Origin of the sequence: Mesorhizobium sp. LMG17149, from assembly GCF_024518695.1 — a bacterium.
Lineage (GTDB): Bacteria > Pseudomonadota > Alphaproteobacteria > Rhizobiales > Rhizobiaceae > Mesorhizobium.
The window spans coordinates 300,299-313,734 of record NZ_JANIFL010000003.1 but is presented as its reverse complement, the minus strand read 5'-3'; the positions used below and the strand labels follow the sequence as shown (position 1 = coordinate 313,734).

Sequence of the window (13,436 nt, the reverse complement as noted above, 5' to 3'; positions counted from 1 at the left end):
CGACGGTTAAAAAGGCAGCCAGCTAGGCAGCGCGCCGACTGCCGCCATCCAGCCATTCGAGATCGGCTTGCGACAGCGTGATGTCGAGAGCGCGCAGGCTGTCGTCCAGCTCATCCAGCGTGCGTGGCCCGATCAGCGGGATGGATGGGAAGGGCTGAGCGAGCACATAGGCCAGCGCAATATGAATCGGGCTCTTGCCCAGTCTCGCGGCAAGTTCGACCGCCCGGTCGCGGCGGCCGAAATTCCGCTCGGAGTACCAGACCCGCACCAGTTCCTCATTGTCTTGCTTGTCCCGACCTGCGCGATGGGTGAAGAAGCCACGCCCCTGGCTCGACCAGGCGAAGTTCGGCATCTGCCTGGATGTCAGCCAGGCCTTCCATGGATCCGTGGAGGACGTGACGCAGCCTGCCCAGATCGGCTCCAGCATTTCAGCCAGCGAGAAATTGTTGGACAGCGCGCCAGGCTTTTGCTTGCCGGTGCGTTCGGCATAGGCGATCGCCTCATCCATGCGTTCCATCGTCCAGTTCGAGCCGCCGAACGGGCCGCGGATGCGGCCGGCCTTGACCTCACGATCCATCGCATCGACGAATTCGCCGACCGGCACATCGGGATTGTCGCGGTGCATGAAATAGACATCGACATGATCGGTCTGCAGGCGTTCGAGCGTCTGGTCGAGCTGCTTGCCGATCACATCGGGATAGCAGAGCGGCGAATGCGCGCCCTTGGCGATGACCACCGATTGCGCGCGCACGCCACGGTTTTTCAACCACTCGCCAAGCAGCTTCTCGGTATAGCCCCCGCCATAGACATAGCCGGTGTCGAAGAGATTGCCGCCGGCCTCGAAAAAGGCATCGAGCAGGATCGAGCCTGAGGAAAAGGTACGGAAATCCTCGAAGCCGAGCGCCACCACCGATGCCGGCTTCGACAGGCCGGGAATGGTGCGCTTGGCGATCGCCGTGCCGCCGGACCGCAAAGGCCGGCCGGAGATGGTGTTGGTACGCTGCGCGGCTTTCTCGATCCCGTATTCGAGGCCGGCGGCCGCCCGCCATTTGTCCAGCACACGCAAGGTGCCGAGGCTTTCCGCCCATGCCATGCCAGGCCAGGCGAATTCTTGGCCGCCGGCGCGGATGGCCTCGCCGGCTGCGTCGACCTCGAAGGAATAGACATGGCGCTTCTCTTCGACGCTAATGGTCTCGCGCGCGCCGGTGGATGCGATGATGTCGATCCGGCCGAGGCCGACGTCGCGGTTACCGCCGGCGAACCAGAAGTCCGGCACTTCGATGCGGCCCTTTGTGCCCAAGATGCGCAGCACATTGTCCTGGTTGAGCGAAATGCTGCAGGAGACTTCGGCGACAATGCCGCCTGGGAAATGCAGCAGCGCGGACGCCCATTCGTCGACGCCGGACTGGCCCAGATGGGCGGTGCCGACCACCTTGTCCGGCTCGCTGAAGGGCTGTCCCACTGCCGCGCCGGCAATCAGCCGCACCATCGAGACGGGATAGCCGCCAACGTCGAGAATGCCGCCGCCGGCGAGATCGTTGGCATAGAGCCGGTGCTGCGGCATGAAGCCCGGCATGGCGAAGCCGAAGCTCGATTTGATCATCCTGATGTCGCCGATGACACCGGACCTGATCAGGTCCACCAGCTTCAGCGTCTGCGGGTGCAGCCGGTACATGAAGGCTTCGCCGAGGAATGTGCCGGCCTTGCGTGCGGCGTGCATTATGGCGTCGGCTTCGAAGGCGGTCAGCGCAAGCGGCTTTTCGCACAGCACATGCTTTCCGGCCTCGGCCGCCTTGATCGCCCATTGCGCATGACCGGGATGCGGTATCGAAATGTAGATGGCATCGATGTCGGGATCGGCGAGCAGCGCGTCGTAGCCGTCGAGAATGCGGGCGCCGGGAAAACTCTCGGCGAGGCCGGGCTTGGCGGGATTTCGCGCGCCGATGGCGACCAGCTTTCCGGTGCGCGAAGAGGCCACGCCACCGGCAAAGGACTGGGCGATGCTGCCCGGGCCGAGGATGCCCCAGCGAATGGGCGTGGTTGCAGTCATTGTCATTCTCCTTGAAGGCTGGAAAGGGCCGGCGGTCAGCGCAGCCGCAGTCCTTTTTCGTCGAACAGGTAGGATTTGCGGATGGAAACGGTGATCTCTGATGTGTCGGGAACCTTCGTCGCGTCGCGCTGGATCACCACGTCGTCACCGTTGGCCGTTCTGGCGTAGAGGAAACTTGTGCCGCCCAGGTGCTCGACCACGTCGATGGCAACCACGAGGTCGGCGTCGCCCTCTCCGGCATTGCCGAAATGTTCGGGCCGCACGCCGACAATGACCTTGCTGCCGATTTTTGGGCTGCCCATTTCAGGTGCAGCGCCGGTCAGCGGTTGCGTGATGCAGGTCTTCTCCTGACCCGCCAGCTCGACCACGACACCACGCGCATCGTGCCCGACGACCCGGCCCTTGATGAAGTTCATCTTCGGCGAGCCGACAAAGCCCGCGACGAACTGATTGTCGGGGTTGTCGTAGAGATCGAGCGGCCGGCCGATCTGCTCGATATGGCCGGCGCGCATCACGACGATCCTGTCGGCGAGCGTCATCGCCTCGGTCTGGTCGTGCGTGACATAGATCATTGTCGTGCCGAGCTCCTTGTGCAGCCGGGAGATCTCGACGCGCATCTGGACGCGCAATTCGGCGTCGAGGTTGGAGAGCGGCTCGTCGAACAGGAACACCTGCGGTTCGCGCACGATGGCGCGGCCGATGGCGACGCGCTGGCGCTGTCCGCCGGAGAGTTTTTTCGGGCGCCTGTCCATCAATTCGCTGATGCGCAGGATCTCGGCCGCCCGCTTCACCCGCCGTTCGGTGTCGGCCTTTGGATTGCCGGTCATACGCAAGCCGAAAGAGAGGTTCTGTTCGACGCTCATATGCGGATAGAGCGCGTAGGACTGGAACACCATGGCGATGCCGCGGTCGGCCGGCTCGACATCGTTGACCACCTTGCCGCCGATGGCGATCTCGCCGCCGCTGATGTCCTCGAGCCCGGCGATCATCCTGAGCAGCGTCGATTTTCCGCAGCCGGAGGGCCCGACGAAGACGACGAACTCGCCGTCCTTGATGTCGATGCTGGCGCCATGGACGACCTCGAAGACACCGAAGCGCTTGACGACATTGTTGAGCGTGACCGTTGCCATGCTGCCCCTTACTTGACCGCGCCGGCGGCGATGCCCGCGATGAAATGGCGCTGCAGCAGCACGAAGACGACGAGCATAGGCACCGTCAGCATCACCGCGCCCGCCATGATGCCGCCCCATGACACTTTGGTGAGGCCGATCAGCGTGCCGAGCGCTACGGGTGCTGTCATCGAACCCGGCTGGCTGTTGATCAAAAGCGGCCACAGATAGTTGTTCCAGGAGGCGAGGAACAGGATGATGGCGAGTGCGGCCAGCATCGGCCGCGCCAAAGGCAGCGCGACGAAGAGGAAGATGCGCCATTCCTTGACGCCTTCGACGCGCGCAGCATCGAAGAGGTCGTCCGGCATCATCGAAAAACTCTGCCGCATGAACAGCACGCCGAGCGAATTGAACAGCGGCGGCACGATCAGCGCCACCCAGGTGTTGGCGAGCTTGAAGTCGCGCGCCACCATGATGAATTGCGGGATCAGCACGACCGCATAGGGAAGCGTGATGGTGCCGAGGATGATGGCGACAACCACGCCCTTGCCGAAGAACTGGTAGCGGGCCAGCGCCCAGCCGGCCATCGACGTCAGCAGCACCGACAGGATTGTGTAGGTCACCGCCACCGAGACCGAAATGCCGATGGCGCCGACGAAGTTCGTGTCACGCTGCAGATTGTTGAAATTGTCGATGAAATTGCCGTGCGGCAAAAGCTCGATGCCGGGGCTGAAGATGCCGTTGTCCGGCATGGTCGAGAACACCACCATCATCCACAGCGGAAACAGCCAGATCAGCGCCAATGGCGTCAGGAACAGATGCAGAGCGATGCTGCGTCCCAGTCTGGCGGAGGAGCGCGAACTCATTTCGGTTCCCTCGTCAGCCACAGCTGCGCCAGCGTGATGGCGATCGCCAGCCCGGCCATGGTGTAGGCGACGGCCGACGCATAGCCGAAATTGAGCGACCTAAAACCCTGGCGATAGAGCAGCAGGCCAAGCGTCTCCGTACCGCCGCCAGGTCCGCCGCGTTCGGTGATCAGGAACGGCTCGGTGAACAGCTGCATGGTGCCGATGATCGACAGCACAAGGCAGAATACGATGACCGGCTTCAGGAGCGGCAGGGTGATGTAGAAGAACTGCTTGAGCTTGCTGACGCGGTCGAGCGTCGCCGCTTCGTAGACATCTTCGGGAATGGACTGCATGCCGGCGAGCAGGATGATGGCGTTGTAGCCGGCCCAGCGCCAGGTCACCGCGATCATGATCAGCGCCATCGCCGGCGTGACGTTGGAAAACCAGTCGATCTTGGGCAGGCCGATGCTGTTCAACAGCTTGTTGATGATGCCGAAATCGAGGTTGAACATCAGCCGGAACACCGCCGAATAGGCGACCTCGCCGACCACCACCGGGGCGAAGAAGGCAAAGCGGTAGAGGCCGCGCGCCTTCAAGAGCGGCGAGTTCAACAGCACCGCCATGACAAGCGCCAGCGAGATCATCACCGGCACCTGGATGACAAGGATGAGCAGCGTGTTCTTCAAGGCATTGAAGAATGCCGGATCGCCGATCAACCGGCCCCAGTTGAAGCTCGGCGCGAACCGCCACGGCACGGTACGCGTCGCCTGGAAGGAGATCATGAAGGAGCTGATGATCGGCCACACCCAGAAGATCGCGAAGATCAGCAGATAGGGCGTGAGGAAGCGATAGGCCGTGGCGTTGCGGTTGCGCATTTTTTTGCCTCCTTCCTTTTTGCTTTCCGCCCGTCGGGTGGCGTGTCGGTATTCAATCTTCGAGGTCTGCGCCGCCCCTCACCTGCCTGCCGGCATCCTCTCCCCGTATAGTGACGGGGAGAGGGGCGCTGTCATCAATGGTTTCGTCAATCACCGGCGTTGCAGGACGGGCGCCGGCGCTGCGGCAATCTCCCTTCTCCCCGTCACTATACGGGGAGAAGGTCCCGGCAGGGGATGAGGGGCAGCGCCAAAGTTCCCGCAGGACGCATCCTCGGCCCGCCGGCGGTCATGACTTGACGGGCAGTCCGGTCGCCGCCGCGATCTGGCTTGCGGCATCGTCGAGTGCCGTCTTGGCGTCGGGATAGCCGCCGGCCAGATACTTGGTCTGCACGGCGCGGACGATGATTTCGGCGTCGCTCTGGAACTGCGTGCCGCGGCTCGGAACAACCTTCGGCAAGGTGCCGAGAATATCCTTCCACACCGCCTGGCCGCCCCAATAGGGCAGACCTTCCGAGACGTAGGGGTCATTGAGCGCCGAGATCAGGGACGGCACCAGGCCGAACTCCTTCAGCATCGTGATCTGGCCTTCATTGGTTCCGAGCGTGTATTTTAGATAGGCGTAGGCGGCCTCCTTGTTCTTCGACACCGAGGTGATAGCCAGCGAGGAACCGCCCAGATTGGCGGCGCGCGGCCCGTCGGCGGTGAGGCTCGGCATCAGATAGACGCCCCATTTGCCGTTTTCACCGGCAGATTCGGTGCGAATGGTGCCCTCATACCAGCCGCCATAGATCTGGGTGGCGACGGTGCCGGCGGTGTTGTTGGTGATCTTGGTGCCCCAGTCGGCCGACGAGATGATGCCGGCGTCCTTCATCTCCTTGACCTTGGTCATGGCATCGACGCATTTGGGCTGGTTGACCGTGATCGATTGTCCGTCCTCGGAGAAGTAGGCGCAGCCCTGTTCGTTGGAGATCATGCGGAAGAATTCCGAGTCACCGTTGAAATCGGCATTGGTCATCGAGACGCCAGGATTGGCGGACTGGATCTTCTTGCCCGCGGCGATGAAATCGTCCCAGGTCTTGATCGAAGCCGGATCGACGCCGGCCTTTTCGTAGAAATCGCGGCGATAGAACGCGGCAACCGGGCCGGAATCCCACGGCATTGCGTAGGCCTTGTCGCCCACTTCCAGCTCGGTGCGCTTGAAATCGGGGAACTTTTTCTGGTCGTCGGCTGTGTAGCCGAGCGTATGCAGGTCGACGAAGCAGTCGGGGAACTGGCTCCAGTAATTCTCGGCCTCACCGTTCTCGACGGTGACGATGTCGGGCAGCCCGACGCCGCCGGCCGCGCAGCCGGCGATCGACTTGTCATAGGTCGGCTGGTTGCCGAGATCCTGGACGGTGACCTTGATGTCGGGAAATTGCTTGTTGAAGCCGGCAATGGTCGCCTTCAGCGATGAAGCCGCGACATTCCAGCTCCAGATGGTGATTTCGCCGGATTGCGCGAAGGCCGGGGCAGAGCCCAGGGCAAGCGCGAGCGCGGCGCAGGTCATTGTGATGCGCATTGAAATCCTCCCATTTCATTTGCTCTCTCACTGTGAGCGTGGCTAGACTATGCAGTGGGCAAGGCCTGTCGCCGTCAAAAGGAATATGAAATTGGCGGAAAGTAAGATGCCTGAACGGCCGTTCTACCAGCCTGGGGCCAGCAGCGTGGAAGGCCTGCCGCTGCTCCTGCAGATGTTTCACACCAACCCGTTGGTGATGCTCAAGCCGCACTGGCACGCCCAGGTCGAGGTTAATTTCATCGTGCGCGGCAGCGTGCATTACCGCATGAACGACCACGAGATTTCGCTTTCGGCCGGCGAGATGTGCCTGTTCTGGGGTGGCCTGCCGCACCAGATGGACGATTTGTCCGACGACGCCATCTATGCCGGGGCGCATCTGCCACTGGTGCATTTCTTCCGGCTGCACCTGCCCACGGATATAAGGCACCGGCTGATGACCGGCGCGACACTGGTGACATCAGCCACCGACCAGTCCGACAACCATAATTTCGAGCGCTGGAACCGCTACGCCCGGTCCGGCGACCAGGCCAAGGCCGAACATGCCGTCAACGAATTGCTGCTGCGGCTGGAGCGGGTGCGGTTCGAGCCCTACCGGCTGGTATCCGCAACTCCGACCGACCAGGAAACAGGCAGCCCCTTCGACCAGCAATCGTCGCGCAATGTCGGTCGCATGTGCGATTTCATCGCCGAAAACTTCCTCTACGACATCGATTGCGTGAACATCGCGGCGGCCGCCGACATCCATCCCAAATATGCCATGAGCCTGTTCAAGAAATCCACCGGCATGACGCTCAACGAGTATGTGAACCTGTTGCGGCTGAGCTATGCGCAGGCGCTTTTGATGCATCAGGACGCCAATGTGCTGCGCGTCGCCATGGATTCGGGCTTCGGCTCGCTCAGCGCCTTCAACAAGTCGTTCCGCAAGCTCGCCGGCATGTCGCCCTCCGATTTTCGTAGAGGCGTGACCGGCGCAAGATAGGTGGCGGCGACCAATGCCGGTCTGAGCCGCGAAGCATTGTGCGCCTCGATCGCCGGCTAAAGGCAGTGCCACGGCATGTCAGCCGGCAACAGCGGCACGGACAGGGATGGCGAAGGCCGCATCGTGCCATGCCGTGCCCGATTCCGGCCCGCAAGCGGCATGGAAACCGGGGCACCGCACGGCGTCGCTTTTCCTGCCTGAAATCGCCCACTAGGCGCTGGACAGGCCGAATTCCCGTGCTATAACCCACGCGCTTTCAAGGGGCGCCCCACGGCGCCTCAATGAATTCCGGTCTGCGAGTTTTCGTTTGCCGGAACAGGCCCAGATAGCTCAGTTGGTAGAGCAGCGGACTGAAAATCCGCGTGTCGGTGGTTCGAATCCGCCTCTGGGCACCATTTTCCCAAGGTCCGTTCTGGACACACCCCATCGCGTCGCCGCCTGCATCGCCAAGTGGAATCACTTTGCGCACATTAACCCGCCGACGGATTTAATTTGCTTGGCCACCCCTCAACCCTAGGGCAAACTGCCTGCCGGGGCTGCAGGAGGTGAAATGAGAGCACGCGCAGCAACGCTTGGGGATCTGGAGGATGTCTTTCGCGGTCTGTCCAAGCGGATGTCGGACGAATACGTGGCGGCCGGCAAGGACAGCAAGATCGCCTACGACAATCTGATGATGAATTTGAAGGAGGGCCGCGCGCACGCGCTTGTCGAGGGCGACAAGGCCGTGGCAATTATCGCCTGGCATGAGAACAGCGACGCCGCCGACACGCTGTTCGCCGCACGGGAAGACTTCTTCCGTGCCGCGACCGTTCGCTTCTGCAAGCGGCATATCAAGCACATCCAGGCGCTCGCCGGCAACCTCGCCATCCACTCGCGCAGCTGGCTCCAGGGGCCGGATGTCGCAAGATGGTTCGGCGTTATCGGCTATGTCGAGCGCGGCCGGGAGAACGGCGCCACTTTGTTCGAGCTGCCGCCGGCTCGCGGATAGGCAATCGCGGGATATTGCCTGGCAAGCTTGCAGTTTCGAGCGCTCTCCCAGGAGGGCGCGAAGAGACTCTGCCACCAGCCGTCCTGGCAGAAGCTGTGAGACGTGCTGCCGTTGATTTCCAGATGTTTCCTGCGACTATCGGCACGCACGCTTGCGGTGGATAGAGGTCGAAACAATGCATCTGGACTACTCCGATCACGTCTTCGTCGACCTCCTGCCCGAGCAGTTCGGCGCGTCGGAAACCATCGTCGCGCGTTATCGCGGGCTTGTCGCCACCGCCTTTCGCTACCGATCCGGCGTTGCCGGGCTTCGGATCAGCAACGCGAAGGGCGAAATCGTCATGCTGCCGTTCCAAGGACAGCAGATCTGGGACGCGACCTTCCTCGGCCGCTCCCTGACCATGCGCTCGATGTTCGATGAGCCGGTCGCGACCCGCGACTATCTTTCCAACTACGGCGCGTTCTTCATCCACTGCGGCGCCACCGCAATGGGAAATCCGGGTCCGGATGACCGCCACCCGCTTCACGGCGACCTGCCCAATGCGCCTTATCAGGATGTGCAACTGATCGCCGGCAGCAATTCCGAAGGGCCCTTCATGGCGCTGACGGGGCGCTGCCGACAGACCGTCGCTTTCAGCCATGACTATGTGATGGAGCCCACCGTACGGCTGCAACTCGACGCCAGCAGCCTCGCCGTCGACATCGTGATCGAGAACCTGAAACGCTCGGCCATGGAGTTGATGTACCTGGCGCACATCAATTTCAAGCCGGCCGATGGCGGGCGCCTGGTCGACACCGTAGCGGATGATTCCGCGGACATTGTCGTGCGCCAGACGCTGCCGCCCTTTTTCACACCGAGCGAAAGCTACCTTGCCTACCGCGATGCCGTTGTCGCCGATCCTTCGCGGCATCGCCTGCTGACCAAGGGCGAGCCGATCGACCCAGAACTCGTGCTGACGATGAGGGCTAAGGCGGACCTCCAGGGCTGGGCGCACGCCTTGCAGGTCCATCCGGACCGTACGGCGGATTTCGTCAGCTTTCGCCCCGACGAGCTCAATTATGCCGTCCGCTGGATCACGCGCGGCGCCGACCAGGACGCGCTTGGCCTCGTGCTGCCGGCCACCGCCGAACCAGACGGCTATCTTGCGGCCAAGGAAAGAGGCCGCCTGGTTCGCGTCGCACCCGGGGAAAAATTCCGCTGTGCCCTGCGTTTTGGCGCTATGGACGCGGACGCAGCCACACAACGAGAACAAGCCATTGCAGCGTTGAGAGGTGAAGGCCGTTAGTCGCAAGCCCTGACCGCAAACGCTGCCTGAACCGCGCGATTGACCGTGACCGGCAGGATCGACATGTGGTTCTCGCCAGCGTGCAGCTCGAAGCGCGCACGCACGCCCGGGAGAGCATCAAGCCGCTGCGCCATTGCCCGCGCGAATTCGTCGGTGCGTGTTATCTTCTTCTGCTGCAGGCGCTTTTCCTCGTCCTCGGCGCCAATCTGGAACGGCGCCAGCTTCTCGGTCTCGTACTCGCCGGCCGACAGGATCACGGTCGCCGCCAAACCAGCGGGGATGGCGGCCTCGAAGGTTTCGAGAAAGCGGTCGATGGCACGCTCTTCCCAATAGATGGCGGGGCTCGCCGCGATCCAGGTCTGGAAGGTAGACGGCCGCGTGAACAGGGCATAGAGCGCAAACAGACCACCGAAAGAATGGCCGTAAAGCGCCTGGCGGCTTGTGTCGACCGTGACCCGACCGGCGACCCATGGCTTCAGCTCGTCTTCGATGAAGGCAAGGAATTCCGCTGTCCCACCCGTCCGGACTTCGGGCGTGCCCTCGTAGAAGGGCGGATAGGTCTTGCCCGGCGGCGGGCCGAGATCCCATGAGCGGCGCAGCGGGTCGTAGGCGCCGTCGACGGGATAGCCGATGGCGACGATGACGCCCCAGCCGACATTGGTGCCCGTTGGATAGAAGGCCTGCGCGCGCATGGCGTCGACCGCCGTGCCGATGACGGCATTGCCGTCGGTCATGTAGAGTACCGGCCAGCCGGCTTCTGGCACCGGCCCGGACGGCACATGCAGGAATATCCGCCAGGGGGCGCCGCCCTGCGCCGGGACAAGATCGTGGACCGTGGTGTCGGCGATCAAGGCTGGCATCGACTTGGACATCGATATCTCCACAAGGGCAAAACGGTCAGCGGCGGCGCAGCAGCCACATCAGCACCGGGCCGCCGATGAGCGTCGCGACGAGACCGGCCGGGATCTGGCGCGGGAAGATGGCGGTGCGGCCCACCCAGTCGGCGGCGACCATGATCAGCGCGCCGGCAAGCACCGCGCCAATGGCCTGCGGCAGCGCACGGGAAAGGCCAATGCGACGGGCAAGGTGCGGTGCCATGAGGCCGATGAAGGTCAGCGGACCGACGATCAGGGTAGAAGCTGCGGTGAGTGCCGCGACCACCAGCAGCACGAGAAGCCGCGTCCTCTTCAGGTCAATGCCAAGGCCCTGCACAGCGGCGGGGCCAAGCGGCAGGATGTCGAGCCAACGCATGAAGAAAGGCGCGAGCGCGAAGAGGCAGACGGCGATGCCACCGGTGAGCAAGGCGTCACCGACATCGACGCCATAGGTCGAACCGGTCAGCCAGTTGAGCAGCAGCATGGCACGCGGATCGCCGGTGGCGGTGAGCACCAGGATCAGCGCGTCGAACAAGGCCGTCAGAGCAACGCCGGCGAGCAGCAGCCGCTCCGGCGCATAGGCGGCACGACGGCCGATCGCCAGCGTCACCAGCAAAGCGGCGAAGGCGCCGATGGTTGCCGCCGCCGTCTGAACCGGGCGCCCGGCATCGGAGAGCGCAAACAGCGCCACCATCATGCCGAGCGCAGCACCGGCGCTGATGCCAAGCACTTCGGGGCTCGCCATCGGATTGCCGGTCAGCCGCTGCATCATCAGCCCGGCAAGCGCCAGCATCGCCCCGGCGCTCAGCGCGGCAAGCACGCGGGGCCACCGCCACGACAGCAAAGGCTGCAGCTCGTCGCCGAAGGCGAAGGTCCAGCCATGCGGGCCCGGTCCATAGAGCAGGGCCAGCCCGAGCAGCAAAAGCAAGGCCAGGCCGATCGCCGTCAGCATAAGGCCGGGCCGGCTTGCGCGCGGCAGGCGCGCGGCCATCAAGGTCGGGGCTTCCGAGCCAAGAGCAAGGCGCGGCAGCAGCCAGAGAAGCAGCGGCGCGCCGAGAAGTGCTGTAATCGCTCCGGTCGGCAGCAGGTCGCCTTGCGGCCCGGTGGCGATCTGCACGGCCTGGTCGGCAGCCCACAACAGCGCCCCGCCGATCAGCGGCGCCATCACCAGTTGCTGGCCCAGCCGCCGGGCACCGCCGATGCGCGCGAGCGTCGCCGCGGCCAGGCCGACGAAACCGATGACGCCGACAGCGGCAACGACAAACGCGATCAGCGCGACGGCGGCCGCCAGTCCGGCGAAGCGATAGGCGCCGAGCGGCACGCCAAGGCTGCGCGCGCCTTCATCGTCGAGGCCAAGCAAGGTCAGTGGCCGCACCATGAGGAAGATCGCAAGCGCAGCAGTGCCGATGCGCGGCAACAGCCACAGCGTCGTCGACCAGTCCTGCTGGCCGAGCGAACCGGCGCCCCAGATGAACAGGCTGGCCAGCCATTCATGCCGCAGCACAATGAGAGCGGCACCGACGGCGCCGGCATAGAGACTGACGACAAGCCCCGCCAGCACGACCGAAAGCGGCGACAGGCCCTTGTGCCAGGACAGAGCGAAAACGGCGGCAAGGGCGACGAATGCGCCAGCCAGCGCCACCCATTCGCGGCCGAAGGCAAGCAGCGAAGGCGACAGAAGCGTCGCCAGCGCCAGCGCCAGATAGGCACCGGCCGAGACGCCGACCGTTTCGGGCGAGGCAAGCGGGTTGCGCAGAACCTGCTGCAGGACGGTTCCGGCAAGCCCGAGTGCCGCACCGCACAGAAGGCTGACGGCAAGCCGAGGCAGGAAGGCATAGTGGACGAGCACCTGCCGCATGTCGGCGATGTCGGGGGCGGCGACCGATTGGAGCCAGAGCGCCGATGGCAGCTGCACGGTTAGGTTTGAGACGGTTGCCGCTGACGCTGCCGCGAGCAGCACCGCGCAAAGCAGGATCGCGCCTACCGGCTGATTGCTGAAAAAGCTCCACGCGGAGGCCCGGCCGGCCGACGCAGGCTTCCCCCCTTGGGCAATGGCCGCAGCATCCTCAGCCACGGGCGGCCTCCCCGGTTATCGCCGACGCCAGGACCCGAGCAAAACGGGTGGCGGACGGAAGGGCGCCGAACATATGGACGGCGGGAAGACGCATGATCGAGCGGTTGCGCACGAAAGGCATGGCGTTCCAGACCGGACTTTCGGTCAGCGTGCCGCCCGCGCCCTCGGGCAAGGGTTCGAGATAAGCGAGGCGAGCGTCGCTGGATGTCGCCAGCCCGTCGATACCAATGGTCGAAAACCCCCAATAATTGGTCTCGGCCGTCCAGGCGTTGGCGAGCCCGATGCGATCGAACACCTCCTGAAACAGACTCTTCTTGCCGTAGACGCGCACATTGCGCGGGTCCATGAAGCTGACGACATAGATCGGCCGCGCCGAAAGCGGCGCCAGCTGCCGGCGGACTTCCGAAAAATACGCATCTGTCGCCGCGATCAGCGCTTCGCCTTCGCTTTCCTTGCCGACAAGCCCGGCAAGCTGGCGCGTCGCCTCGAGTGCGCGCTGATAGGGCTGCCCGGCCTCGGTATAGAGCCCGATCGTCGTCACCGGCGCCACGCGTTCGAGCAGCGGCTTGATGCCGTCGAGATACGGCATGGACAGGATGATGTCGGGCCTGAGCTGCTGCAGCAATTCGAGATTGGGTTCGAGCAGCGTTCCGACATCGGCGATCTCAGGCGGCAGCGGCGGTTCGACCACCCAGGTCTCCCAGATGTCGCGACCGGCAATGGCAACCGGGCTGACACCGAGCATGAGCAAGGTCTCGGCCAGGCCGTCATCCAGGCAGACGATGCGCAACGGTT

The 13,436-nt window shown here is 63.8% G+C and carries 11 protein-coding genes and 1 tRNA gene; 4 read left to right on the top strand and 8 right to left on the bottom strand.

The window, feature by feature from the left end; all coding sequences use genetic code 11:
- Positions 1 to 22: 22 nt before the first annotated feature.
- From NP945_RS07700 to NP945_RS07680, 5 genes are all read right to left on the bottom strand, one after another.
- Positions 23 to 2,050, bottom strand: coding sequence for an aldo/keto reductase (locus NP945_RS07700; RefSeq protein WP_256745997.1), 2,028 nt, complete (start codon positions 2,048 to 2,050; stop codon positions 23 to 25).
- A 35-nt stretch (positions 2,051 to 2,085) separates the two neighbouring features.
- Complete coding sequence (locus NP945_RS07695; protein WP_127807907.1) at positions 2,086 to 3,180, bottom strand: ABC transporter ATP-binding protein; 1,095 nt, start codon at positions 3,178 to 3,180, stop codon at positions 2,086 to 2,088.
- A gap of 8 nt (positions 3,181 to 3,188) precedes the next feature.
- Positions 3,189 to 4,025: a carbohydrate ABC transporter permease gene (locus NP945_RS07690; RefSeq protein WP_127256867.1), complete on the bottom strand. Its 837-nt coding sequence runs from the start codon at positions 4,023 to 4,025 to the stop codon at positions 3,189 to 3,191.
- Complete coding sequence (locus tag NP945_RS07685) at positions 4,022 to 4,882, bottom strand: carbohydrate ABC transporter permease (RefSeq protein WP_127328654.1); 861 nt, start codon at positions 4,880 to 4,882, stop codon at positions 4,022 to 4,024. Before NP945_RS07685 ends, NP945_RS07690 begins: the two co-directional genes overlap by 4 nt.
- Positions 4,883 to 5,168: 286 nt before the next feature.
- On the bottom strand, positions 5,169 to 6,440 hold the full coding sequence (locus NP945_RS07680; protein WP_256745996.1) for an extracellular solute-binding protein: 1,272 nt from the start codon (positions 6,438 to 6,440) through the stop codon (positions 5,169 to 5,171).
- A gap of 85 nt (positions 6,441 to 6,525) precedes the next feature.
- Here NP945_RS07680 and NP945_RS07675 point away from each other — a divergent pair, with 85 nt between their 5' ends.
- The 4 genes from NP945_RS07675 to NP945_RS07660 all read left to right on the top strand — a co-directional run bounded on the left by NP945_RS07675 (position 6,526) and on the right by NP945_RS07660 (position 9,692).
- Entirely contained in the window at positions 6,526 to 7,419 is an 894-nt protein-coding gene (locus NP945_RS07675) for a helix-turn-helix domain-containing protein (protein ID WP_024504770.1), read from the top strand.
- A 319-nt stretch (positions 7,420 to 7,738) separates the two neighbouring features.
- Positions 7,739 to 7,814 (top strand) — tRNA-Phe (locus tag NP945_RS07670).
- A gap of 155 nt (positions 7,815 to 7,969) precedes the next feature.
- Positions 7,970 to 8,407 (top strand): hypothetical protein, encoded by a 438-nt coding sequence (locus tag NP945_RS07665; protein WP_256745995.1) that lies wholly within the window; start codon positions 7,970 to 7,972, stop codon positions 8,405 to 8,407.
- 175 nt (positions 8,408 to 8,582) lie between these two features.
- Positions 8,583 to 9,692, top strand: coding sequence for a DUF4432 family protein (locus NP945_RS07660; RefSeq protein ID WP_256745994.1), 1,110 nt, complete (start codon positions 8,583 to 8,585; stop codon positions 9,690 to 9,692).
- On the opposite strand, the gene NP945_RS07655 is transcribed toward NP945_RS07660, so the two are convergent.
- Genes NP945_RS07655 through NP945_RS07645 form a run of 3 tightly spaced genes read right to left on the bottom strand, consistent with a single transcriptional unit; the run spans position 9,689 to position 13,431 of the window.
- Complete coding sequence (locus tag NP945_RS07655; RefSeq protein WP_256745993.1) at positions 9,689 to 10,564, bottom strand: alpha/beta hydrolase; 876 nt, start codon at positions 10,562 to 10,564, stop codon at positions 9,689 to 9,691. The two genes, NP945_RS07660 and NP945_RS07655, sit on opposite strands and share 4 nt — an antisense overlap.
- 25 nt (positions 10,565 to 10,589) lie before the next feature.
- Positions 10,590 to 12,641: a Fe(3+)-hydroxamate ABC transporter permease FhuB gene (fhuB, locus tag NP945_RS07650; protein ID WP_256745992.1), complete on the bottom strand. Its 2,052-nt coding sequence runs from the start codon at positions 12,639 to 12,641 to the stop codon at positions 10,590 to 10,592.
- Complete coding sequence (locus NP945_RS07645) at positions 12,634 to 13,431, bottom strand: ABC transporter substrate-binding protein (RefSeq protein ID WP_245469300.1); 798 nt, start codon at positions 13,429 to 13,431, stop codon at positions 12,634 to 12,636. The genes fhuB and NP945_RS07645 overlap by 8 nt, the downstream gene beginning before the upstream one ends.
- Positions 13,432 to 13,436: the final 5 nt, after the last annotated feature.